The sequence below is a fragment of the Anaerostipes rhamnosivorans genome, from assembly GCF_005280655.1.
GTDB classification, from domain to species: domain Bacteria; phylum Bacillota; class Clostridia; order Lachnospirales; family Lachnospiraceae; genus Anaerostipes; species Anaerostipes rhamnosivorans.
Genome location: NZ_CP040058.1, coordinates 1,991,837 through 2,014,763 on the forward strand (window position 1 = coordinate 1,991,837; position 22,927 = coordinate 2,014,763).

Here is a 22,927-nt window from a genome sequence, read left to right on the forward strand (position 1 = left end):
TTAGAATACTTTCGCGTCTGCCATCATGGCCACAGCTTTTAACGCTGAATCCTCTGCTGTCTCTTCCTGGATTTTGATTCCGGCCTCTTTTTTCGGCGGTTCATAGAGCTTCAGAGTTTTTACAAAGGCTCCGGCCTCCCCTGTTTTTTCAGGTTCCAGCATGGTCAGATCTTCTGCTTTTAAGGTTCCAATGGGCTTTTTCCTTGCCGCCATTTTATTTTTGATAGTTGGGTATCTCGGATCATAATCCGGCTTTGTCACAGTGAGCACACAGGGGGCTACTGTTTCTATCAGACGGTATCCCTCCTCTGTTTCCTGCTTTGCGGTCACACGGCCTTCAGAGGAGTCCACTTCAATCACATTGGTGACAATTCCGATACCCATCATCTCCGAAAGGCTTACACCTGTCTGACCAAGGGCTGCGTCCGTGGCTTCCTTTCCGCAGAAGATCAAGTCAAACTTCTTTCCCGTATCTTCCTCTATCTTTTTGGCCGCACACATTAAAATATGGCTGATTCCTCTGGAGTCCGAACCGTCAAACTGATCCTCCCGGACCAGATACGCATGGTCGGCTCCCACTGCGAGGCAGTTTTTTAATGAATTCCTGGCTTCCTCACCGCCGATGCAGAGGGCCGTGATCTCCCCTTCTCTGGCTTCTTTCAGGCGGGCTGCCATCTCCAGCGCATAAGTGTCAAACGCGTTGACCACAGGCGTAATATTGGAAAGATCCGGTTTTCCTTCGTCTGTCAAATGTACCTCCACAGAATCATCCGGCACCTGTTTTACACACACTAAAATTTCCATAATCTTCACTCCTTTGTTCAGTCGTTTTCTTATCTGCCGATGGTGTTATTTGCGATGACGATTCTCTGGATCTCATTGCTTCCCTCAAAGATCTGGAAAATCTTCGCGTCGCGCAGAAGTTTCTCCACCGGATATTCTCTGCTGTATCCGTATCCTCCGAACATCTGGATGGCTTCGGATGCCACTTCCATTGCAATATCACTGGCATAGCATTTTGCGATGGCTGCCTCTTTAGAATGTGGGAGTGAGAGATCCATTTTGGTCAGTGCGTGGGCCACCATCTGGCGTGCTGTCTCTGTCTTGATTGCCATATCTGCGATCTTAAACTGCAGTGCCTGGTTCCTGATGATCGGTTTTCCGAACTGGATCCTTTCTTTTCCGTAGGCGATAGCTTCATTAATGCCTCTCTGTGCGATTCCTGCGGCGACACATCCCATCCATGCCCTTGCCTGGTCAAGTGTCTTCATGGCAATTCCAAAACCTTTTCCTTCCTGGCCGATCAGATTTGCTGCCGGGATCCTGCAGTCTTCCAGCACCACATCACAAGTGTTGGAAGTACGGATTCCCATCTTATCTTCTTCATTTCCGGTGCTCAGTCCCGGAGTTCCTGCATCCACAAGGAACATGGAGATTCCTTTGACACCCTTGCTTTTGTCTGTCATAGCTGTAATACAGTAAAAAGAAGCGATACCGCCGTTTGTGATAAAGCACTTCCGTCCGTTTAGTATGTACTCATCTCCATCTTTGACCGCGGTTGTCGTTCCTGCCCCGGCATCAGAGCCTGCTCCCGGCTCTGTCAGACAAAATGCCCCAAATCCGCCTTCTATAATCTGGCTGCATACATGCTGTTTCTGTTCTTCATTTCCCGCGATTAAAACCGGTTTTGTTCCCAGTCCGCTGGCAGAAATGGTCGTGGCAAATCCTGCATCCGCAATAGCCATCTCCTCGATGAGAGCCGCCACATCCACTCTGGAAAGTCCTGGTCCGCCGTACTCTTCCGGTACCTCCAGGGAGTGAAGCTGCATTTCGATGGCTTTATCGTAAATCTCCTTCGGCCATTCTCCTGATTTATCAAATTCTTTGCACTGTTCTTTTACTTCGTTTTCACAGAATTCTCTCACGTCCTGCAGTAAATCGTTTGCTTCCTCTGAAATTAAATATGCCATGATTGATTTCTCCTTTATATTTGATATTGTTTCTTTATTTTTTACAGTTTATAGCAGACTTTTCCCGGATTTAGGATCATATTCGGGTCAAAGGTATGTTTTACACCTTCCATGATCCTCATGCTGACCGGTCCCGCGGATTCTGCCAGATAGTCCAGTTTTCCGTGCCCGATCCCGTGTTCACCGGAGATCAGGCCGCCGAACTCCGTGGCTTTCTCATAGACCTTTTTCATGAAAACAGACACTTGTTTCCTAAACTCTGCCTCTTCCATGTCATTGCTGCATGTATAAATATGCAGGTTTCCGTCTCCAGCATGGCCAAAGCTTTTTACCCTGAAGTCTGCCTCTGCCTCCAGCGACTTTGTATACGTCAGGAATTCCGCGATCTTATTTGTAGGCACTACCACATCACATTCATCCAAAAGCACTGTATCCGCCTCGATGGCTTCTAAAAGTGCACTTCTCACTGCCCATGCGTCACGCTTAAGTGCCGGAGTATCCGCTACCAGGACATCGATAGCTCCAGCCTCCAACACAACCTCTGACGCGGCTTCGATAATATCTTCCAGCTGCTCTTCTGAATCCCCGTCAAAGGTGGCCAGCAGATATGCTCCCACTTCCATGCCTTCCATTTTTTTTGGATAGACCTTCTTTCCAAGGAACTTTTCTGTGTCCATGACAACATCCTTTTCCATGAACTCCAGCGCCTGGGGATGCAGATTGTTCATGAAAACCTGGGGCACTGTGGCAATACAGTCTTCCAAAGTCTCGTAAGGAATGATCAGGCTGATGACCGCTTTGGGCTGAGGGATCACCTTTAACGTAAGCTCTGTGATCACTCCCAGAGTTCCCTCAGAACCGATCATCAGATTCAGCAGGCTGTAGCCGGAGCTGGTCTTAGATACCGTGGCACCGAACTTTACAACCTCGCCTGTGGGGAGCACTACCGTCATTGCCCTGACGTAATCCCTTGTGGTGCCGTATTTTACTGCTCTCATGCCTCCTGCATTGGTTGCCACATTTCCTCCCACGGTGGCAAATTTTTCTCCCGGATCCGGCGGATAGAGAAGTCCCTGCTTTTCGGCATCCTCTGCCAGATCATTTAAAAGAACCCCCGGCTGGATAGTTACCACAAAGTTTTCTTTATCATATCCCAGGATCTTATTCATCTTTGTGATGGACAGCAAGATTCCGCCGTGGATGCTGACAGCTCCTCCTACCAGTCCAGTCCTGGCTCCGCTCGGTGTCACAGGGATCTTGTGCTCATTGCAGAGCTTCATCACTAAAGCCACTTCCTCCGTGGTCAATGGCTCCACAACCGCTTCCGGCATTGCCTTTCCGTAGATTGACATCTCATCATGGGTAAAGTCATCGTTGATCTCATCCCCCGTATAGACACGCTTCGGAGCAATTTCCTTCAGCTGATCTATGATTTCTTGTGTCACTTTGCCATATTGATATTCACTCATCTTATCCTCCTTGCTCAACCTTGGTTTTTATTTCTTACAATTACCGCGACACCGTCCGGTATCACAGTGATCTTACTATTTTCTCTGCCCAGATACTCATCTGCCAAACGGATCGCGTCCTCTACGCTGTCGGCATAATCCATCTGCATTTCCTCCACCATATCCTTCGGAGCCTGTGTCACCATGATGACCTTATATTTTAACAAGATACGGCATAAGATCTGGGATTCCCACTGGTCCGGCACGGTAGAGTTCCGGTCCGTTAAAAGAAATCTCTTCATAATCTTTTCTTTGTCCTTTTCCTTGGCAAACGTATCATACAGTTCCTTGCCGCCGTGCCCGTCTATGCAGCTTGCAGCCATGATGATCACCCCGCCCGGCCTGCAGGTGGCTTCCGCCGCAGTCATACCTTTGACTGACTGGTAAATATTTTGGTCCAGAGGATAGCCTCCGTTGGTAGAAATGACAATGTCGGACGGTACCGCATCCACTCCAGAGAGTTGATCCACGAATTGACATCCCTTTTCATGTGCTTTTTCATAATGTCCTGCGAAAGCCTCGATGACTTTTTTATCTTCATCCAGAACCACATTTACGATAAATGCAAGTTTGGCCTTTCCCGCCGCGTAGATCATATCCCGGTGAATGGGATTGCCCTCAAGGATTCCTGTCCTGGCATGAGCATCATCAATGAACTCTGAACAATGGTTAGCCAGCACTGTGGTTCTGCTGGATACTCCGGGAAGAACACTCTTTCTTCCGCCGGAAAATCCTGCAAAAAAGTGAGGTTCAATAAATCCCTCCGAGATCAGAAGATCGGCCTCCCAGGCAATCCTGTTGATCAGGAGTTCCCCTCCCGATGGAAGTGTACCAAGGCTTACCATATCTTCGGACTTTCCGCTTTCATGTACCACGAACCTGATGGCCGGATGGTCCACGATCTTCTCCCCAAATTTTGCGATCAGTTCTTCTCTTGTGGTAGGACGGTGAAATCCTGTGGCGATCAAAACTGTTATTTTGGCATCAGGATTCCCCTGCCTGATCTCCTCCAATACAGCCGGCATGATCACCTTGCTCGGAACCGGACGGGTGTGGTCGCTGGCGATCAAAACGATATTGTCTTTTCCTCTGGCTAATTCCCTGAGCCGCGGGGTTCCCACCGGATGCAGCAGGGCGTCCCTCACAAGCTCTTCTTCCCCCATCTTGGCCCGGTAATCGTGGGCTTTTGACAGAAGGATGCCTGCCAGGCGCTCCTTCGGGATCTCAATGGTTAATTTCCCTTTTCCGTAGGGAAGGTTGATTCTTTTCATAAGTTACCTCCGTCGAATGTTTTAGATGAACCGAAGTCCTGTAAATGCAATCACTCCGTAAAGTACAATAAACAGAATGAAGTATTTTATGGATCCGTTCAGGATCTTGCTCTCTTTTCCAACTGTTCCGGTGGCAGCTACGGCAATGGCAATACTCTGGGGTGAAATGATCTTTCCTGCCGTGGACCCCACCGTATTGGCCGCTGCCAGCCAGACATCGTTCATACCGAGGGTATGGGCTGTCTGGACCTGAAGTCCGGTAAACAGCACACTTGAGGATGTGGCGCTTCCCGTCACAAAGGTTCCAATAGAACCGATCAGCGGTGCCACCAGCGGATAAAAGGAACCGGTGACTGCCACGATCAAGGCCGCGATGTCGCTGATCATACCGCTGTATCCCATCACTTTTGCCGTTGCCAGTACGGATACGATGGTCAGAACAGTCTTAGACATCTGGATCAAAGTATCTTTCAATACCATTCCGATCTCTCCCCAGGATGCGCCCTGTGCTTTTCCTCCGATCAGAGCCGCCAGGAAGATCAGGACTCCGGGGGTTGCCAGCCATGTAAAGGTATACGGGGCGGCTCCGGCACCTGTGTAGATCTGCACGGAACTCTTCACGCTTGCCAATGGGTCATGAATGGCAGGAACCAGGCTGGAAGTGACCAGGAGGAAAACCAGGATCAGCAGAAACGGAAGCCACGCGGTCACAGCCTTTTTTAACCCAAGAGGCTCTTTTTTTGTGAGCTCCGAATCGTTTAATCCCTCCAGGATATATTCCGGGTCTTCTTTTCTCTTCAAAAGCTTTGCGGAAAGGATCGTGACCACCATGCTGCACACGGAGCCGATCACAACCGGGAGCTCAGCCCCCACAAACTTTGCTGTGAGGTATTCCGGGAGGATAAAACCTAATCCGGAAAGCAGTGTGATCAGGCCGATCCCCTTCAGTCCCTTTATGGAACCTCCGGTCATGATCATCATCAGAAACGGAGTCAGGATCACTAAGACTGCCAGCTGCAGGACAACAGCCACTGCTACGCTCCCTGGATCCAGTCCGCTCACGGAGGCTGCCGTGATGGTCGGAATTCCGATGGAGCCGAATGCTGTCGGTGTTGCATTGGCAACCAGACAGACCGTCGCCGCAAAGATTGGATTAATTCCCAGCCCGCATAGGATACTTGCCGGAATCGCAACCGCCGTGCCAAACCCGGCCATTCCCTCCATGAATCCTCCGAAGCCCCATGCAATGATGAGAATCAGGATCCGTTTGTCTCTGGATACGCTGGTCAGCATCCGTTTGATCAAATCCATATGTTTTGTATGTACTGTCAGGTTGTAAGTAAAAATGGCCGCAATGATGACCAGACAGATCGGCCATATTCCCATGGCTGCACCCTCAAGTGTTCCGGTGAGGGCATCTAAAAGCGGCATTTTCCAAAGAAGCAGTGCTAGAACTAGTGTAATCGCAAGTGAAATAGGACAGGCTTTGTATCCAGGCATCTTTAAGCCACTTAGGGCTAACATGAGCCAAAGAATAGGAAGCAAAGCCAAAATAAATTTAATGAACATCACGAGCAGAATCTCCTTTCTGTTCAGGACTACGGGTTACACCCAAATAAATTGGTTCTACCAATCCCCTTGTTGCCCCTTATGGTAGGACCAATTTCAAAAGTTGTCAAGTCCTTTTGCATGAATAGAGGATTACATTATTGAATTTTATTGTGCAACATGCTGAATTTCAAATTTATTATTTCCTTTTATCCCCTTCTGGAATGATAGAAATTTGGAATTTTTTCCTCTCCGTGAATATACTCTCTTTCTGAATTTCATGAAATCTCACAAAAATAACAAAGTTTCCAAATGCGATTTGACGCAGTCAAATAGTTTCCTCACGCATTTGTGTGCATAATGCCCGCAGGGCTTTTTTGTTCCATAGGGAGGTTCGCAGAACTTTCCTATGGAATAAAAAAAGCTTCCTTGACCTCATCAACAAGATCAAAGAAGCTTTTTGCTTCAGCACAACATATATTTTATTATTTATAAGGCTTTTCCGATTTCGTCCAGAGAGATCTCTGTCTCTTCCCCGGATTCCATGTTTTTAAGCCTGCCCTTATTCTCCTGTAATTCGTTTTCACCTATGATGATCGTATTTTGTGCGTGCAGCTTATTGGCATATTTCATCTGGGCCTTGACTCCACGGCCAAGGTAATCGGTCTCCACCTTAAAACCTTCGGCACGCAGGCCCGCAACAATCTCGTAAGCTCTGGCCTTGGCTTCTTTTCCAAGGATACCGACATACAGGTTCAGCGGCCGGCCCATCGGAAGCTCCACACCTTCCTCTTCCAGGAAATATAAGATACGTTCTACTCCCATTCCGAAGCCGACAGACGGCATAGAAGCTTTTCCGTCGATCTCATGGACCAGATTGTCATACCGTCCGCCTCCGCACAGGGTAAACCCATCCTCGTTTACAAACTCAAACACCGTCTTCGTGTAATAATCCAGTCCGCGCACAATTCCCGTGTCCACCTCATAAGGGATATTCAGGCTGTCCAAAAGGCTTTTAAGCTCTTCAAAATGGGCACTGCATTCTTCATCTAGATAGTCAATGGTTCTGGGCGCGTCCTTGATGATCTCCTTGCAGTCAGGCACCTTGCAGTCGATGACACGCAGGGGATTCTTCTCCATTCTCTCACGGCAGGTCGGACAAAGCTTGTCCTCATGCTGGTGAAGATAATTAAGCAGAGCTTCGTTGTAATCTTTTCTGCAGTTTGAGCATCCAATGCTGTTGATATGGAGTTTTGCGTCCTGAAGCCCGATCTTTTTGATAAAAGATGTGACCAGAGTGATCAGTTCTACTTCCGCCAGGGGACTTTCCGCCCCCACAAACTCAATGCCAAACTGATGGTGCTGTCTGAGCCTTCCGCTCTGAGGTTTTTCATAGCGGAAAGCCGGGGTGATATAAAACATCTTTACTGGCTGGGGCTCATTCTGCATTCCGTGCTCCAGATAAGCACGGATAGCCCCTGCGGTCCCTTCCGGCTTTAAAGTAATGCTCCTGTTTCCCTTATCCTCAAATGTGTACATTTCCTTCTGTACCACATCAGTCGTCTCTCCTACGCTTCGCTGGAACAATACCGTATGTTCAAAAACCGGCGTAATGATCTCATGGATATTGTATGTCTCGCATAAATCCTTAAAGACCTTCTCCAGGTATGTCCGCTTCTGCATCTCCTCTCCAAACCAGTCCTTCGTTCCTCTCGGTGCTTGTGTTATCATTCACAGTTCCTCCTTTAAGTTGTATCTGTATCGTGCAGATTACTCTTTTCTAATATTGTAAGCATTTCTTTGGAAAATGCAACCCGCTGAAATGCGAGAAACACTTTCATGTCAAAGTTCTTTACTTCCTCAATCATAACTTCCAGGGCAGTTTCCACAGAAAAACCCTCTCTATAATCCCGATTGGCGATCAGGGCTCCAAAAATGTCGCATACATGCATGATCCTTCCCACCAGCGGGATCTCATCCCTCTTTAAATTGCTGGGATATCCAGTGCCGTCATAGTGCTCATGATGGTACAAAACCGCATCCAGCACAATATCATCATACCCATGCTCGATCAAAATAGAATGGCCGATGGTGGAATGCATTCGCAGATAGCGTGTCTCATCAACCGCAAGGATCTGCTCTTCCTTTTCATTCATGTAAAAATTTAAGCGGACCTTCCCAATATCATGTAACAGTCCTGCCACAGCCAGGTCATAACAGACCGCTTCGCTAAGGCCCAGTTCCTTTCCCACACTGTATGCAAGATTGCTGACAACGATCCCGTGTTCAATAGCATCATCTAAGGTAACCTGGATTGGAGTCTCCACATCCCGGGATTCATATTTCATTGGCATAATGCAACACCACCTAACACATACTTTTTAGTAATTTATCTTTCCGTAAAATCATCTCGCCGATCCGTTCTGTATACTGTCTGACATCCTTTAAATTTTCCACTCTCTGGACATTCTTTCCAGGGCCTAAAAACTTAGACGAGGCGCCAGCTCCCACTGCAACGATATCGTGCAGTTCCTCCATAATCAGTATATTATAAAGGCATTCTTTTTCTTCCAAAGAAAAGCCGATATTTTCAAAATTTCCGGGAATATTTTTCTGCCTGTACATGTAGTACGGCTCCATCTCCATGGAAAAGCATGCATCCTGTGCATACTGGATCATCTGCTCATCGGCACCGAAGGAGTACTGCTCCCTCATCTGGTTTAACGGCGCACTTCTTTTGATCGCCAGGGCATGGACTGTAATACTGTCGGGCATTAGCTGCTTTAGCGCCCCAAAGGTCGTTTCAAGTTCTTTTATTCCCTCCCCCGGTAATCCACAGATGGTATCCATATTAATATTGTCAAATCCTAACTTTCTGGCTGTCTCAAAGCTGTCCGCCACATCCTGCGCCGTATGGTTTCTTCCAATCCTCTTTAAGGTATCATTGTTCATAGTCTGGGGATTGATACTGATCCTGGTGACTCCGTTCTCTGCTAGGACAACAAGCTTCTCCGGCGTAATGCTGTCCGGCCTTCCGGCTTCCACCGTGATCTCACGGATCCTGTTAAAATCAAAACACTGCCTCAGTTCTCCGAACAGAGATCCCAGCTGTTTTGGTGAAAGAGTGGTAGGGGTTCCGCCTCCCACATACAAGCTGACCACCTGCCTGTCCTTGTACTGGTCTCCCACATAGCGGATCTCCTTAAGCAAGGCATCCAGATACTGGTCTACATACTCCTTGTACGCAGAAATAGGGTATGAGGTAAAGGAACAGTACAGACAGGTACTGGGACAGAACGGGATCCCCACATACAGACTGTACCCTTTCCCGTAAGCGATATCCTTCAGCAGTTGTGTCTCCTTTAAACCCACAGTGACACAGAGCTCCGCCTTTTCTTGGCTGACCAGATACTGTTTCCGAAGCTTAGCTTCCATCTCTTCTCTGCTCTTTCCTAAAGCACAGTCCTCAAACACAAGCTTCGTAGGGCGGATGCCGTTTAAAGTTCCCCACGGCAGTTTTTTGTTCAGATGGCGGGAAAGAAGCCGGTACAGTGCCGCTTTCAGCTTATTCTTGAATTGCTTTTTATCCCTGCAGTTTCCCTTAACTTTTTCTGAAAGAACCGTCTCTCCGGCACAAAGCTCCAGGAGAGTTTCCTCCTGTGCGTAGAACACTCTGCATATAAAATCATAGATAGAATTGTCAACTTCTTCGGAAGACAATTCTATCTTTTCTCCAATGCAGAACGCCAGGATCAGGCTTCTGATATCATATTCATACAGGGTTTCATTCTGGATCAGTCCGATCATGGCTTTACAAGAAACGGATTAGTGCGTTTTTCCAGCCCAATGGTCGTGCTGTTCATGTGGCCTGGATAAACTTCTGTGTCATCCGGCAAAACAAACAGCTTTTCCCGGATACCGGACAGCAGTGCTTCCGTATCCCCTGTAGGAAAATCTGTCCTCCCAATGCTCTGGCGAAACAGGGTATCCCCAGCGATCAGCCATCCCTGTTCTCTGAAATAATAGCAGACCCCGCCTTTTGTGTGGCCCGGCACATGGATGCATGTGATCTCGGTTTCCAGGAGATTTAACACCTGTCCGTCCCTTATAATATGATCTGCTTCCATGGAAATGGGCTCCCCAAACATGGAAGTCAGATTCAATGAGGGCTCCCTGAGCACATCTACCTCGTCCTCATGCAGGTAAACCGGCAGTCCCGGTTTTTGTTCCTGTAAATACGGCAGTGCCATCACATGGTCAAAATGTCCGTGTGTCAAAAGCACCGCCGAAAGCTTAAACCCTTCCTTGTTCAGCATCTCCATAACACGGAAGCCTTCATCTCCCGGATCAAATACAAGCGCCTCTTTTGTCTGACGGTTGCCGACAATATAACAGTTGGTCTGCATTTGTCCAAGGCTCGCTCCCAGTAAAATAATATTATCATTCATAGCTGCCAAACTATCCTACCTTTCTCTCTATATCTACCACACCTTCAATGTTTCTAATCCTTGCGATCACTTGGTTGAGCTGGGCGACGCCATTGATGTCAAATGACATACTGAGCGTAGCCCTGCCCTTTTTAGAATTTGAAACGTTCATGGTCAAAATATCAATGTCCAGTTCCAAAAAAACCTTGGAGACATCCGCCAGCATTCCCTTGCGATTGTTGGCGTAAATAGAAATCTCCGTCGTATAAGTCTGCCCGGAGCCCTCGGAGCCTTCCTGCCATTCGGCCTCAATCAGCCGTGACCGGTCTGTCTCTGACATACTCAGCAGATTGACGCAGTCTGTCCTGTGAATGGAGACTCCGCGTCCCCTGGTGACAAATCCCACGATCTCGTCCCCCGGCACAGGATTGCAGCATTTGGAAAACCGCACTGCCACATCATCCACACCTTTGACGACAATACCGCCCTTCTGCTTTTCTTCTGGACGGCGCTCCCGAACATGTTCTGACGCCTCTAACACCTGTTCATCGGTGACCTTCTGCTTCTGGTCCTTATTAAACTCTTCCACCAGCTTGTTGACGACCTGGCCCTCCTTCAGCCCGCCGTGCCCCACGGCGGCACAGACAGATTCCCAGTCCTTAAACCCGTATTTCAACTGTACCTTTTTAATATATTCCGGCTTTAAGTAATGTGGCAGTTCAATTCGTTTCCCCTTGCAGTACTTCTCCAGCATATCCTTGCCCTTGACAATGTTCTCTTCCTTAAACTGGGTTTTGAACCACTGATTAATCTTACTCTTAGCCTGCGTGGACTTGACGATGCCCAGCCAGTCCCTGCTGGGTCCCTTGGAATTTTGGGATGTGATCACTTCCACCCGGTCTCCGTTTTGCAGGTGATAGTCAAACGGCACTTGTCTTCCATTAACTCTGGCTCCCACCATGGTATTCCCCACGGCACTGTGGATACAGTAGGCAAAGTCAATCGGCGTAGAACCGTTGGCAAGGCTTTTCACATCTCCGTTGGGCGTAAAGCAGTAAACCTGCTCAGCAAACAGATCCAGATTGGTTTTTAACAGGGATAAAAACTCCTTGTTGTCGTCCATATCCTGCTGCCACTCTAAGATCTCCCTAAGCCAGGAAAGCTTTTCTTCTTCTTTGTTGACACCTACGTTATGGCTGTCTTCTTTATACTTCCAATGGGCCGCTATACCGTATTCCGCAATTTTGTGCATCTCAAATGTCCGAATCTGGATCTCAAAGGGATGCCCCTCCGGCCCGATCAGTGTTGTATGCAGTGACTGGTACATATTCTGCTTCGGCATAGCGATATAGTCTTTGAATCTTCCGGGGATTGGCTTGTACATTTCATGGATCACTCCCAGAGCCGCATAACAGTCTTTTACAGTGTCCACCTTGATGCGCACCGCAAACAAGTCATAGATCTGGTCCAGGGTCTTATTCTGGTTCACCATCTTTTTGTAAATGCTGAAAAAATGCTTCACCCGGCCATCGATCTCCGCTTTGATGCCGCTGCGCTCAATATGCCCGCTGACCTCATCTACAATATCCTTGATGTAGGCTTCTCTTCGGACCTTCTGTGAATCCAGAGAATGCTCCAATTCTTTGTAAACATCCGGCTTTAAATACCTTAAGGACAGATCATCCAACTCCACCTTGATCTTGGAAATACCAAGCCTGTGGGCGATTGGAGCATAAATATCCATAGTCTCCCTGGACTTCTCCTTCTGCTTTTCAGGCTTCATAAACTGCATGGTCCGCATATTGTGCAGACGGTCTGCCAGCTTGATCAAAATGACCCGGATGTCCTTTGCCATGGCCAGAAACATCTTGCGAAGATTCTCCGCTTGTACTTCGATCTTATCCTTGGAATAGCTCAGCTGTCCTAACTTCGTGACACCATCCACAAGCTGGGCGACTTCCACCCCGAACTCCCGGACCACATCCTCGTAGGTCACATCCGTGTCTTCCACCACATCGTGCAGAAGGCCAGCAATGATCGTCTCTCGGTCAAGTTCCAGTTCCGCCAGGATGATGGCGACACAAATAGGATGAATGATATAGGGTTCCCCAGACTTTCTCTTCTGATCCCTGTGGGCTTCATAGGCCATGTCATAGGCCTTTCCCACCATCTCTATATCTTCATCACTGTATAAGCTCTTCATGGTATCCATCAGTTGCAGACGGAGTTCCTCAGGAGCTGTAAAACTCTTCGGATTGCTGATATCTTTTTTTACACGGTTTATTTTTGTTTTGCTGTTTTGCTCCATTGGCAGCCACTCCAGTTTAATTATTTTTTAATTTTGATTCACAGTAAATACACCTGTAAACCTTGTTCTCTTTGTCCACAAGCTTAAAAGTATGATCGATCTCCTGTTCTATGGATGTGATGCACCGCGGATTCTTACATCTTGCAATGTTGGTGATGACCTCAGGAAGCGCCACCTTATGCTTGGACTTTAATTTGCCGTCCTCGATGATACAGACACTGGCATTGGGGTCCACATACCCCAGGACATCCAGATCGATGTCAAAATTGTCCGAAATTTTAATGATGTCTTTCTTGCCGAGCTTGTTACTCTTGGCGTTCTGTATGATGGCAATGCTGCAGTCCAGCTTATCAAGCCCCAGCTGGTAGTAGATATCCATTCCTTTTCCGGCTGTGATATGATCTAAAACGATCCCGTTCTTAATACTATCTATGTTCATGCCATAACCCCCAATAAATCCATGATCAACGCCATCCTCACATGCTTGCCGTTTAACGCCTGCTTAAAGTAGCACGCCCTCGGATCTTCGTCCACTTTTACAGAGATCTCATTGACTCTCGGCAATGGATGCAGGATGGACAGATCAGCCTTCGCGTTTTTTAACTTTTCAGGATCCAGGATGTAGCTGTCCTTTAAACGCACATAGTCAGCCTCATTAAAGAAACGTTCTCTCTGGACTCTGGTCATATAGATGATATCCAGTTCAGGCATGACTTCTTCCATTCTCCTGGCTTCGCGGAACGGGATATTTTTCTTTTCAAATACATCCTTCTTCAAGTATTCCGGTATCTGCAGTTCTTCCGGTGAGATCATGATAAACGTAATATTTTCATATCTGGAAAGCGCTTTGATTAGGGAATGTACGGTACGGCCGAACTTTAAATCCCCGCAGAAACCGATGGTCAGATTATTAAGGCGCCCTTTCTCCCTACGGATGGTCAAAAGATCGGTCAGTGTCTGTGTCGGATGGTTATGACCGCCGTCCCCGGCATTGATAATTGGGATATCCACATGCTTTGATGCCACATACGGAGCCCCTTCCTTTGGATGCCGCATGGCAATGATGTCTGCGTAGCAGGCCACCGTGCGCGCAGTGTCGGCGATACTTTCTCCCTTGGCCGCGGAGGAAGAATCAGCAGAAGAAAAACCAAGTACACTGCCGCCTAACTCCATCATGGCCGCTTCAAAGCTTAACCTTGTCCTGGTACTTGGTTCAAAAAATAAAGTCGCCAGCTTCTTATATCTGCATACTTCCCGATACTTTTCCGGCCTTGACGAGATCTCATCCGCAAGATTTAACAGCCTGTCGACGTCATCCACAGACAAATCCATAGGATCGATTAAATGTTTCATTGAAAGTACCTCCTAATCTTATGTTATAATAATTCTACATTTTTAGACCAATAGTGTCAATGAATTACTTATATTTTAGCAGTCCTTTTTCCAGCAGTTCCGAAGGCCTGTAAGAAAGCTTTGCCTTCCGGAGTCCTTCTTCTCCCAGGTCCTCTTCCCTGTTGATATATTCGTAATCCATGGCCTCATGCAGAATAAACTGCTGGTTGATCATCGGGTAGGCGCCCTGAATCTCTCCAAAAGCCTTTTCAAAGTGGACCACAAAGGTATCGTCTGTTGTGCCCTCTCCAATAGCAAACGCAATGATCTTACCGTCACTTCTCAAAATCCCGCCTTTTAAATCCAGTTCCTTGTAATACATCAGGGCATTTTTCGCTGCACAGATCTCTTCATGCTTGTCGGAATCTTCCTGCTCTGTGGCCTCATTTGCCATTTTCCATTCCATAAGCATAGTCAATGCCTCTAAGGCATTTTCATCATTTAATGACTCATAGGACCATTCATGGTTTTCCTTAAACCGATTGATGTGATTCCTTTTTCCATGGAGCTTCTTTCCTTTTAATGTGGCAAGAGACTCCCTCTCATAGATATAATCAAAAAGATCCCGGTCATATTCCACTGTGAAAATATCCCCGAACATCTCCTTCATCTTTTCTTCTGTCTCTTTCAGAATGCCGTGCATGGCAAATGGAATGCCCTGCTCTTTACAGTATTCCATGACAGCTTCCACGGCCTTTTTAGCGTCTCCGTCCCCGATCGGGTAGCTGAAGGTACAGCCGCTCTCGTCATCGGACCGGATGATGAGCATATTTTCTGCCATAGCATATGACATATGATAATGATCCTTCCATAGAATCAAAGTTGCCGCTGAAAAATCAGCGCTCCGGTAATTCACTTTTTTAAAATACTCATCCAGCATTTCTTTATCTTCCAACTGCGGTGTCTTAAAATCCATTGTAAACTCCTTTAATTATTTATGATAAGGCTGACGGTTGATGATCCGAAAGCCCCTGTAAATCTGCTCTAAAAGGACGGTCGCGCACAATTCCGGGGCCATATGAAAGGACGAGATGGAAAACTCCGAGAAGTCATGCTCTTTGCTGAACTCCCCAATATAAAAGCAGATATTAGAACAGCCGTCTATCATCCAACGGCTGATCTCATCTGCAAATGCAGTGCTCTCCATACTCTTCCCTAAACTGGACACGAAAAAATGCTTTCCTTCCTTCTCAAAGATTCTTCCCAATTGTTTCTCTTTTTTTACATACTTGATTTCTATTGTACAATATTTTCCCAGACGTTTCAAATATTCTTCCATTGCCTGGACATAAAATGCGTCTTTGTTCTTCTGTAATATGAAAATAGAAAACTTCATGATGATTTGCCTTTGTCAAAAAACTTTTTAAGCTTCTTATCTGATTTCAGCGCCTTTTCAAACGCATTGTTTGTCTCCTTGATCAACTGTTTTACCTTTTCTTTTCCTAATGCTATATTCAGGGCATTCTTGATCTGGTCAGTATAGTGTTTTTCATTGTTATAAAGCTGAAAAGACTGGCCCTTTTTCACAACATAATACTGGCTCATCCCAGGCGCAGACGTCTTGATGCCGCGGATCTTTGTGTTGTAGACGGCATAGACAATATAAGAGTTGTCATCTGCACCCTCCTCAACATGGAATGATAGATCCTGATATGCTTCCACATACTTATGTAACTTTTTGACCGTACGGCTGGAAATCAGTTCCTTGGGGTCCTCCGTCATGGCCTTGAGGCCTTTTTCATCTCCTGCTTCCAGTTTCTTATAGTAATTCTTCATGAACGCAAGGACTTTATCTGTTTCCGACTCCACTTGCCGGGCCGTGGCAGATACATCTGTATTCTCCTTTTCTGAGGCTTTTGTCTCTTCCCTGAATATTTTTTCATTTGTGATCTTTTCTGTATGCTCCTTGTCCAATTTCAGAAAAATCAAAAAACAAGCGCAAAAAAATAAAATCCAGCTCAAAACGATAACGGTGACTGTTGATTTCTTTAGCTTCACTTACCATGCCTCCATATAAATAGTTTTTTTAATTATAGCACATCCCTTTTTTTGATACAAAGAAAACATAAAACCGCATCCCAGCATATCGTACGCACTGCGCAGAAATACGGCTGGGATGCGGCTGTAAACGACAGCTGATCCTCCGTTACTTTTGTTCCCTGAAACCAAGCTTCAGCAGGAAGTCATGCACCTCGTCCGGACTTTTAATGTTCGTCAGGGATGAAACTACAATATATGCCGGATGAGTGCCTGTCTTGTCGGTTGTGGTCTTGCCCGTTTCATATATTTTCCCGTCATAATATATAAGGTATGCTTTCCACTGCCCGTGCATGTCACTGGGATTAGATCCGTCACTTTTTGTAGCGATCAGCAGGGTACCAAAGGAATTGGAAACTCCCTTGGAAGACAAATAATAGGGCTGCCAGTAAAGCTGGTCTTCCAGCTGGTCAAAGTACTTGGATGTGAGGAAGGAGGAGTCTACCGGCATATATCCGTTCCCATGTTCATGCATATACTTCATCAGGGACTCCCTGCCGGCCCAGTTGTTTATCTTTCCCTCTTTATAGAGCTGTTCTACCAGCTTTTCATACTCATCCACGTATTGGTCCAAAGGGGTCAGGGCGTTTTCGTTGGAGATGACGTATTTGACACCGGCATCCTTGTCATATTTTACACAAAGCCCATTTTCTGCTTTATAGGTCAGCGTCTGAATCTTCATCTCGCTGTCATCAAAAAAGATACTTCCCTTAAATGTCCCGTTCACTCCGGCCATGGATAATATCTGTTTTTTATCAGCTCCCACGGAAGTCAGCCTGTTTTTTGAATAAAGTTCCATATAAGCGCTCTGGGAAGCTGCCACCACAAGCTTGCACTCCGACTTGGCATCCGATTCTTTCTGTCTTTGCAGATACGCAGTGAAGGATGGAATCGCGACCGCAGCTAAGATGCCGATGATCACAAGGACAACTACCAGTTCCACCAGTGTGAACCCTTTTTTATTTTTGAAAGTCTGTTTCATCCTTCTTCCTCCTTACAGGCGTTGACAGCTTATAAGTCTAATATACCTGATTTTGGATCAAATTGAAATATGAAAAACGTCTATTTCGGGAGGAACGAAAAATCGGACAGGATAATGGGACGTCCCGATTCCTGTATTGACAAACAGCTTCATCCCGTTTACAGAATAAAAACCGTTCGTATATTTCTTAGCGAGCGAGGTTTTCATCTTAAAAAAGGGAAGCTTCACCTGTCCACCATGGCTGTGGCCTGCCAAAATCAGATCAGCATTTTGGGCCGGAAGGCGGTCCGCCGCGTCCGGTTCATGAAGCATTAGAATCCTGTAGTCGCAGTTTTTGATATCCGCTGAATCCATCAGTGTGTAATCCGGTTTGCCGAACAGCACATCGTCCAGTCCGCCGATACAGATTTTCCTGCCGTTGGGAAGACGCACGGTCTCAGTCTCATTGGTGAGAAGCTGAAATCCTCCCTTTTTCATAATATCCGGGTAGGAGCGCATGGCACCGCCTCCATAGTCCCGGTTACCCCATACAGCGTATTTTCCGTATTTGGCATGGATTCCGGCCAGGGCCCTCTGCACTTTTTTTTCTGGATGGTAAACTGCATAGTTATCGTACAAGTCTCCGGTAAATACCACAATATCCGGGGACTGGCTGTTAATCTTCTCGACCAGTTTGTCCAGCCTGTTTTCTGTGTAGGATTCACTGACCTGAATATCTGATATATGGACGACTTTAAATTTTGTATTTGACGTTTCTTTTCCCAGCTGATAGTCATGGACCACAAGACGGTACGGTTCTATTTTCACTGCATATGCCGCTGACAGACCTGCTAAGACCAGGAGCAGCAGAATAAGCAGAACAATTCTTTTAATAATCTTCAATGAGGTTCTCCTTTTGTTTCTGTGATTATAGAACAAAGTAGGCAAGCCCACTTCAACACCCCAACCTCTCACTCTTTGAGGGGCTTGGCAACTTTGCGCGCCAAATGCGATTTGACGCAGTCAAATGATTTCCTTACGCATTTGTGTGCATAATGCCCGCAGGGCTTTTTTCTTCCATAGGATGCACTTTCCTATGAAATAAAGAAAAAGCCGCATATTGCTATGCGCTTCTTTTATTGTTAGACGATCAATGCAAATTTATTTATGTTGTTTTTAAGTATACATGATAGAATGCTGAATAGCAAGACAGGATTAGCCAGTGCTTACTTATAGAAAAAAGGGAAAGAACCGTAAAAATCACACGGTTCTTTCCCTTTTTTCTATTAATTCCGGACATCTTATGATCACAATCCGAGACTATCTGCCCATGTTTTGATGTCGTTTTGCCCTGCATTAGCATTAAATCGTTTTCCTGCCTTTAATATAGCTCCAGGACAAGACTTTTTTAGTTCTGCATTGGTATTTCCCATACCGCTGCTTCCCGATGTAGCAAACGGAACCACCGTCTTTCCGGTCAGATCGTACTGCTCAAGGAAAGAATTAATAATCGTAGGAGCGACATACCACCAGATCGGAAATCCGAGATAGACCGTATCAAACTGTTCCATATTCTCTACCCTATTTGCAATAGGCGGACGGAAAGAAGCCTTCTCTTTCATCTCAATACAACTGCGGCTTTCCGGATTCATCCAATCAAGATCCGCCTTGCTGTATGGCCGCTCCGGCTGTATTTCATGCAGCTCGCCGCCGACAGCTTTCGCAAGGTTTTTTGCCAGTCCCGCGGTTACACCACTTGCAGAAAAATACGCTACTAAGGTTTTGCTCACTTTTTATTCCTCCTTAATCAAAAATAAGATGTACCTTTTTCTGGCACATCTTTATTCTAACGCTCTGTATGAATGATGTAAAATGCCTATGTTGAATAGGCGGCGATTCATTTTTATATCAAGGTCTGCCCTTGAATATAAAATGCACCAGGCAGGAGTCGAACCTGCGACCAACAACTTCGGAGGCTGTCACTCTATCCACTGAGTTACTGATGCACAATGCCGTGATTTAACGTCCGTGTTATATATTACAACATTTTGATTTGATTTGCAATCCTAAATTTTAAATCTTTACATATATTGTTCCAGATCCTGGAGATCGTTTGTATACTTTTTGGCGGACTCTTTGGATATAATTCCTTCCGCCACGAGTCTTGAGAGATCCCGGTTTAATGTATGCATGCCGTGGGCCATGCCGGACTGCATGATCGTATTGAGCTGGTGGCATTTGTTCTCACGGATCAGGTTTAAAGCAGCATCCGTACCCATCAACACCTCAGTCGCGGCAATCCGTTCCATGCCGCTTAACGTAGGGATCAGACATTGGGTCACAACTCCGGCAAGCACACCGGCAAGCTGTGTACGAATCTGGTTCTGGCTCTCACCGGGACACGCATCAATGATACGGTCTATGGTCTGGGCCGCTCCTGTGGTATGAAGCGTTGACATGACCAGATGCCCGGTTTCCGCAGCTGTGAGGGCAGCGGAAATCGTCTCATAATCTCTCATTTCCCCTACCAAAATCACATCTGGATCCTCTCTCAGGGAGGACCTCAGCGCGGAGGCAAAGTCTTTCACATCAACCCCGGTCTCTCTCTGGTGAATGATGGACTTACGCCTGTCGTACACGTACTCAATGGGATCCTCCACCGTGATGATATGTTCCGCACGGCTGTTGTTGATATAATCAATCATTGCCGCAAGTGTGGTGGATTTACCGCTTCCTGTGGGTCCTGTGACAAGAATCAGCCCCCTGGGCTGGTCTGCCAGATCCTTTAGGCACTTGGGAAGCTTCAGCTCACTGAGTGTGGGGATATGGTTGCTCAACAGGCGGATGGTTGCCGCTAATTTCCCCTGCTGGCGGAAAACATTGATCCTCTGACGGTTTTGGTCCGGGGTCTGCAGTGCGAAATCGGCATCCTGCCCTTGCTCAAACAGTTCCTTCTGTGCTTTCGGCAGCAAATCCAGGATCATCTGCCGGATCTCTCCGTCAGACAGTTCTATCCCGCTGTCCACAAGACGTCCGCAGCTCCTGAAAGCCACCGGCATACCTTCTGAAAGATGGATATCTGATACATCTCTTTGTCTGGCGGTCCCGATCATCTCTTCTATTGTCATAAAACCCTCCTATACATAGTAAGCAATCTTCCAGAATTCTTCCATGGTCGTAACACCCTGTTTTACCAGCTGGGCGGCACTCTCCTTCAGTGTTCTCATGCCCTGCTTTCTGGTCACATAGTCCTGGATATCGTCGATTGACCTGCTCTCTGAAATCATCTTACGGATGTCCTGGTCAATGACCGCGATCTCATGGACAGCGATCCTTCCCTGGTATCCGGTCTGATTGCATTTTGAACATCCAACGGCCTCTTTGACCGTACCGATATCCGCTCCAAGAATCTGCCGGTCCGCCTCTGTTGCTTTTACTTCCTTTGCACAGTCCGGACAGACTTTGCGGACCAGTCTCTGAGCCACCAGGCCGATCAGGGAATTGGCTACCAGATACGGCTCGATCCCCATATCGACCAAACGCACAACGGAAGATACCGCATTGTTTGTATGCAGGGAGGAAAGAACAAAATGCCCGGTGATGGCGGCCCTCACAGAGATTGCCGCAGTCTCGGAGTCCCTTGTCTCTCCCACCATGATGATATCCGGATCCTGGCGGAGCAGTGCCCTAAGACCGGTCTCAAAGGTCAGACCGGAAGTATTATTCACCTGCATCTGATTGACCCTGGTGATATTCTTTTCCACCGGATCTTCTATGGTTGAAATGTTTGCATTCCTTTTTGACAAATGTTCCAGAACCATATAAAGAGTCGTTGATTTACCGCTTCCAGTAGGCCCCGTGATATACAAAATACCATTGGGTGACTTTAGCAGGGACTGAAACTTCTCAAAGTTTTCTTCATTCATGCCAAAGTGATCCTTATGGTCGATCGGCGTGCGGTTACTTAAAAGACGCAGCACGGATTTCTCTCCGTAAACGGTTGGGATCACTGACACACGCATATTGATGTTGTCTTCCTCCAGCCGCATCCTGAAATGCCCGTCCTGGGGAATCCTTTTTTCCGCGATATCCATTCCGGCCATAATCTTGATCCTGGCCGTCAGAGAAGCGTGCAGTGAACGTTTCAGGGTCACATAGTCTACGATAGTTCCGTCAATCCTCATTCTGACCACGGTCTCTTTTTCAAACGGTTCGATATGGATATCACTGGCATTGGTATTATATGCCCTCAGGACCAGAGTATTTAGCAGTTTGATGATCGGTGCATCGCTGTCCCCCTCATTCTCCAGGTCATCCAGAAAAGAAATATCTTCTACCTCCTGGGACGTCTCATTGGCCTGTCTGGCCGCCTGCCTGGCAGAAACTTCGGCATAATAGTACTCCAGCGCTTTTTTTAGCGGATGAAGCTCCGCAAGAAACACTTTCAGCTGCATTCCCGTGAGCTGGCGGATGTCCTCCATGGCATAAAAGTTCAAAGGATCATTGACTGCGATATATAACTGATTGTCTTTGATGTCCAGCGCCAGGATATTATATTTTACTGCCAGCTGTTTTGGGATCTTTTCTACTGCTTCACTGTTGACCGGATAACTCCCCAGATTGATGTGGGAAAGCGAAAGGCGCTGGCCCAAAGCCTCCAGCATCTGCTGCTCCGTGATAAACTCCAGTTCCATGAGGATCGTCCCCAGACGCTTCCCTGGATGCTCTTTCTGATAATCCAGCGCTTGATGAATCTGCTCCTCTGTGATATATCCGTACTGTTGCAAAACTTCCCCGATTGGAATATTCTTCATTGTCTTCCCCGCTTTCTAAGAATTACTTCCGGCACATATAAACTTCCAGCACCAGAGACAGAGTTGATGCATCCACGACTTTATTCGACGTAGTCAATGCCGTCTCGGAACTCATGCCGTAACTGACAATACGAATGGAAGGATAATCTGCATATATTTTATCAATCAGCTTCTTTGCATTTGCTTTTGTCCCAAGGATGTTGACAGAAACCGGATAAGAATACAGCACACTCTGCGTAATGCTGTTTTTGCTGCTGTCCTCTGAGCTGCTGTCGTCGCTGCCTTTGGTTCCCAGACTTTTTGCCAGGGAAGATTCCAGATAAGGGGTCAGCACGCTGACTGACGGTTTGGCCGCGATCTCAAAATCCCTGGAGGAAAGACCGCATTTTAATATCAGCTTTGTAATCATGCGCTCCACCTTATGGGATTCCATCATTGGATAAATGTCCTTGGTCTCTTTTTCAAAATCAGTTCTGGAGGCCTTCAGCCGGGCTTCCTTCTGGGGAATAGAGGCAATGGCATTTTCCATTGTCTCTTTTGTCTGCTGTTTTTCTTTGAACTCCGCAGCCAGATCGTTTCTCTGTGCCAGCAGTGGACGGATCACAAAATTAGCAAAAAGTACAATGATCAGTATAACAGAAAGCAGACTTAACAGTTTTTTATCCCGATTTGTTATTTCCATGGATGTTTT

Annotated in this window: 21 protein-coding genes and 1 tRNA gene; all 22 read right to left on the reverse strand. The window is 46.8% G+C overall.

Going from position 1 to position 22,927, the window contains the following annotated elements:
- Complete coding sequence (locus tag AR1Y2_RS09880) at positions 1 to 804, reverse strand: electron transfer flavoprotein subunit beta/FixA family protein (RefSeq protein ID WP_137328814.1); 804 nt, start codon at positions 802 to 804, stop codon at positions 1 to 3.
- 29 nt (positions 805 to 833) lie between these two features.
- Positions 834 to 1,970, reverse strand: coding sequence for an acyl-CoA dehydrogenase family protein (locus AR1Y2_RS09885; RefSeq protein ID WP_137328815.1), 1,137 nt, complete (start codon positions 1,968 to 1,970; stop codon positions 834 to 836).
- Positions 1,971 to 2,011: 41 nt separating this feature from the next.
- Positions 2,012 to 3,439: an FAD-binding oxidoreductase gene (locus AR1Y2_RS09890; RefSeq protein ID WP_137328816.1), complete on the reverse strand. Its 1,428-nt coding sequence runs from the start codon at positions 3,437 to 3,439 to the stop codon at positions 2,012 to 2,014.
- Positions 3,440 to 3,453: 14 nt separating this feature from the next.
- The gene (larA, locus tag AR1Y2_RS09895) at positions 3,454 to 4,749 is read right to left on the reverse strand and encodes a nickel-dependent lactate racemase (RefSeq protein ID WP_137328817.1); all 1,296 of its coding nucleotides are present in this window, start codon (positions 4,747 to 4,749) and stop codon (positions 3,454 to 3,456) included.
- Positions 4,750 to 4,770: 21 nt separating this feature from the next.
- Positions 4,771 to 6,318: an L-lactate permease gene (locus AR1Y2_RS09900; protein WP_137330243.1), complete on the reverse strand. Its 1,548-nt coding sequence runs from the start codon at positions 6,316 to 6,318 to the stop codon at positions 4,771 to 4,773.
- A 468-nt stretch (positions 6,319 to 6,786) separates the two neighbouring features.
- Positions 6,787 to 8,028, reverse strand: coding sequence for a histidine--tRNA ligase (gene hisS / locus AR1Y2_RS09905; RefSeq protein ID WP_137328818.1), 1,242 nt, complete (start codon positions 8,026 to 8,028; stop codon positions 6,787 to 6,789).
- A gap of 14 nt (positions 8,029 to 8,042) precedes the next feature.
- Positions 8,043 to 8,651, reverse strand: a complete 609-nt coding sequence (locus AR1Y2_RS09910) for an HD-GYP domain-containing protein (protein WP_137328819.1) — start codon at positions 8,649 to 8,651, stop codon at positions 8,043 to 8,045.
- A gap of 13 nt (positions 8,652 to 8,664) precedes the next feature.
- Positions 8,665 to 10,104: a coproporphyrinogen dehydrogenase HemZ gene (hemZ, locus tag AR1Y2_RS09915; protein ID WP_137328820.1), complete on the reverse strand. Its 1,440-nt coding sequence runs from the start codon at positions 10,102 to 10,104 to the stop codon at positions 8,665 to 8,667.
- Positions 10,101 to 10,745: an MBL fold metallo-hydrolase gene (locus AR1Y2_RS09920; protein WP_137328821.1), complete on the reverse strand. Its 645-nt coding sequence runs from the start codon at positions 10,743 to 10,745 to the stop codon at positions 10,101 to 10,103. The genes hemZ and AR1Y2_RS09920 overlap by 4 nt, the downstream gene beginning before the upstream one ends.
- A 10-nt stretch (positions 10,746 to 10,755) precedes the next feature.
- A complete protein-coding gene (locus AR1Y2_RS09925) occupies positions 10,756 to 13,032 on the reverse strand; it encodes a RelA/SpoT family protein (RefSeq protein ID WP_137328822.1) in 2,277 nt (758 codons plus the stop codon).
- Between the two features lie 16 nt (positions 13,033 to 13,048).
- Entirely contained in the window at positions 13,049 to 13,471 is a 423-nt protein-coding gene (locus AR1Y2_RS09930; RefSeq protein WP_137328823.1) for an aspartate carbamoyltransferase regulatory subunit, read from the reverse strand.
- Positions 13,468 to 14,385 (reverse strand): aspartate carbamoyltransferase, encoded by a 918-nt coding sequence (gene pyrB, locus AR1Y2_RS09935; RefSeq protein WP_137328824.1) that lies wholly within the window; start codon positions 14,383 to 14,385, stop codon positions 13,468 to 13,470. The genes AR1Y2_RS09930 and pyrB overlap by 4 nt, the downstream gene beginning before the upstream one ends.
- 64 nt (positions 14,386 to 14,449) lie before the next feature.
- On the reverse strand, positions 14,450 to 15,340 hold the full coding sequence (locus tag AR1Y2_RS09940; RefSeq protein WP_137328825.1) for a DUF2156 domain-containing protein: 891 nt from the start codon (positions 15,338 to 15,340) through the stop codon (positions 14,450 to 14,452).
- Positions 15,341 to 15,355: 15 nt separating this feature from the next.
- Complete coding sequence (locus tag AR1Y2_RS09945) at positions 15,356 to 15,760, reverse strand: 23S rRNA (pseudouridine(1915)-N(3))-methyltransferase RlmH (RefSeq protein ID WP_243118722.1); 405 nt, start codon at positions 15,758 to 15,760, stop codon at positions 15,356 to 15,358.
- Positions 15,757 to 16,422 (reverse strand): hypothetical protein, encoded by a 666-nt coding sequence (locus AR1Y2_RS09950; RefSeq protein WP_137328827.1) that lies wholly within the window; start codon positions 16,420 to 16,422, stop codon positions 15,757 to 15,759. Before AR1Y2_RS09950 ends, AR1Y2_RS09945 begins: the two co-directional genes overlap by 4 nt.
- A 148-nt stretch (positions 16,423 to 16,570) precedes the next feature.
- Positions 16,571 to 17,443 (reverse strand): prepilin-type N-terminal cleavage/methylation domain-containing protein, encoded by an 873-nt coding sequence (locus AR1Y2_RS09955; protein ID WP_137328828.1) that lies wholly within the window; start codon positions 17,441 to 17,443, stop codon positions 16,571 to 16,573.
- Between the two features lie 57 nt (positions 17,444 to 17,500).
- Positions 17,501 to 18,325 carry a metallophosphoesterase gene (locus tag AR1Y2_RS09960; RefSeq protein ID WP_137328829.1) on the reverse strand — a complete coding sequence of 275 codons (825 nt, stop codon included), beginning with the start codon at positions 18,323 to 18,325 and terminating at the stop codon, positions 17,501 to 17,503.
- 404 nt (positions 18,326 to 18,729) lie between these two features.
- Positions 18,730 to 19,212, reverse strand: a complete 483-nt coding sequence (locus AR1Y2_RS09965; RefSeq protein WP_137328830.1) for a flavodoxin — start codon at positions 19,210 to 19,212, stop codon at positions 18,730 to 18,732.
- Positions 19,213 to 19,355: 143 nt separating this feature from the next.
- Positions 19,356 to 19,428 (reverse strand) — tRNA-Arg (locus AR1Y2_RS09970).
- A gap of 75 nt (positions 19,429 to 19,503) precedes the next feature.
- Positions 19,504 to 20,550, reverse strand: a complete 1,047-nt coding sequence (locus tag AR1Y2_RS09975; RefSeq protein WP_137328831.1) for a type IV pilus twitching motility protein PilT — start codon at positions 20,548 to 20,550, stop codon at positions 19,504 to 19,506.
- Between the two features lie 9 nt (positions 20,551 to 20,559).
- Positions 20,560 to 22,236, reverse strand: a complete 1,677-nt coding sequence (locus tag AR1Y2_RS09980) for a GspE/PulE family protein (RefSeq protein WP_137328832.1) — start codon at positions 22,234 to 22,236, stop codon at positions 20,560 to 20,562.
- Between the two features lie 22 nt (positions 22,237 to 22,258).
- Positions 22,259 to 22,918: a type II secretion system protein GspM gene (locus tag AR1Y2_RS09985; RefSeq protein ID WP_137328833.1), complete on the reverse strand. Its 660-nt coding sequence runs from the start codon at positions 22,916 to 22,918 to the stop codon at positions 22,259 to 22,261.
- Positions 22,919 to 22,927 lie beyond the last annotated feature (9 nt).

Bases quoted from the DNA above. Each gene is read 5' to 3' on its own strand.
- AR1Y2_RS09880 (WP_137328814.1), bottom strand. From the start codon at position 804: ATGGAAATTTTAGTGTGTGTAAAACAGGTGCCGGATGATTCTGTGGAG.
- AR1Y2_RS09885 (WP_137328815.1), bottom strand. From the start codon at position 1,970: ATGGCATATTTAATTTCAGAGGAAGCAAACGATTTACTGCAGGACGTG.
- AR1Y2_RS09890 (WP_137328816.1), bottom strand. From the start codon at position 3,439: ATGAGTGAATATCAATATGGCAAAGTGACACAAGAAATCATAGATCAG.
- larA (WP_137328817.1), bottom strand. From the start codon at position 4,749: ATGAAAAGAATCAACCTTCCCTACGGAAAAGGGAAATTAACCATTGAG.
- AR1Y2_RS09900 (WP_137330243.1), bottom strand. From the start codon at position 6,318: ATGTTCATTAAATTTATTTTGGCTTTGCTTCCTATTCTTTGGCTCATG.
- hisS (WP_137328818.1), bottom strand. From the start codon at position 8,028: ATGATAACACAAGCACCGAGAGGAACGAAGGACTGGTTTGGAGAGGAG.
- AR1Y2_RS09910 (WP_137328819.1), bottom strand. From the start codon at position 8,651: ATGCCAATGAAATATGAATCCCGGGATGTGGAGACTCCAATCCAGGTT.
- hemZ (WP_137328820.1), bottom strand. From the start codon at position 10,104: ATGATCGGACTGATCCAGAATGAAACCCTGTATGAATATGATATCAGA.
- AR1Y2_RS09920 (WP_137328821.1), bottom strand. From the start codon at position 10,745: ATGAATGATAATATTATTTTACTGGGAGCGAGCCTTGGACAAATGCAG.
- AR1Y2_RS09925 (WP_137328822.1), bottom strand. From the start codon at position 13,032: ATGGAGCAAAACAGCAAAACAAAAATAAACCGTGTAAAAAAAGATATC.
- AR1Y2_RS09930 (WP_137328823.1), bottom strand. From the start codon at position 13,471: ATGAACATAGATAGTATTAAGAACGGGATCGTTTTAGATCATATCACA.
- pyrB (WP_137328824.1), bottom strand. From the start codon at position 14,385: ATGAAACATTTAATCGATCCTATGGATTTGTCTGTGGATGACGTCGAC.
- AR1Y2_RS09940 (WP_137328825.1), bottom strand. From the start codon at position 15,340: ATGGATTTTAAGACACCGCAGTTGGAAGATAAAGAAATGCTGGATGAG.
- AR1Y2_RS09945 (WP_243118722.1), bottom strand. From the start codon at position 15,760: ATGAAGTTTTCTATTTTCATATTACAGAAGAACAAAGACGCATTTTAT.
- AR1Y2_RS09955 (WP_137328828.1), bottom strand. From the start codon at position 17,443: ATGAAACAGACTTTCAAAAATAAAAAAGGGTTCACACTGGTGGAACTG.
- AR1Y2_RS09975 (WP_137328831.1), bottom strand. From the start codon at position 20,550: ATGACAATAGAAGAGATGATCGGGACCGCCAGACAAAGAGATGTATCA.
- AR1Y2_RS09980 (WP_137328832.1), bottom strand. From the start codon at position 22,236: ATGAAGAATATTCCAATCGGGGAAGTTTTGCAACAGTACGGATATATC.
- AR1Y2_RS09985 (WP_137328833.1), bottom strand. From the start codon at position 22,918: ATGGAAATAACAAATCGGGATAAAAAACTGTTAAGTCTGCTTTCTGTT.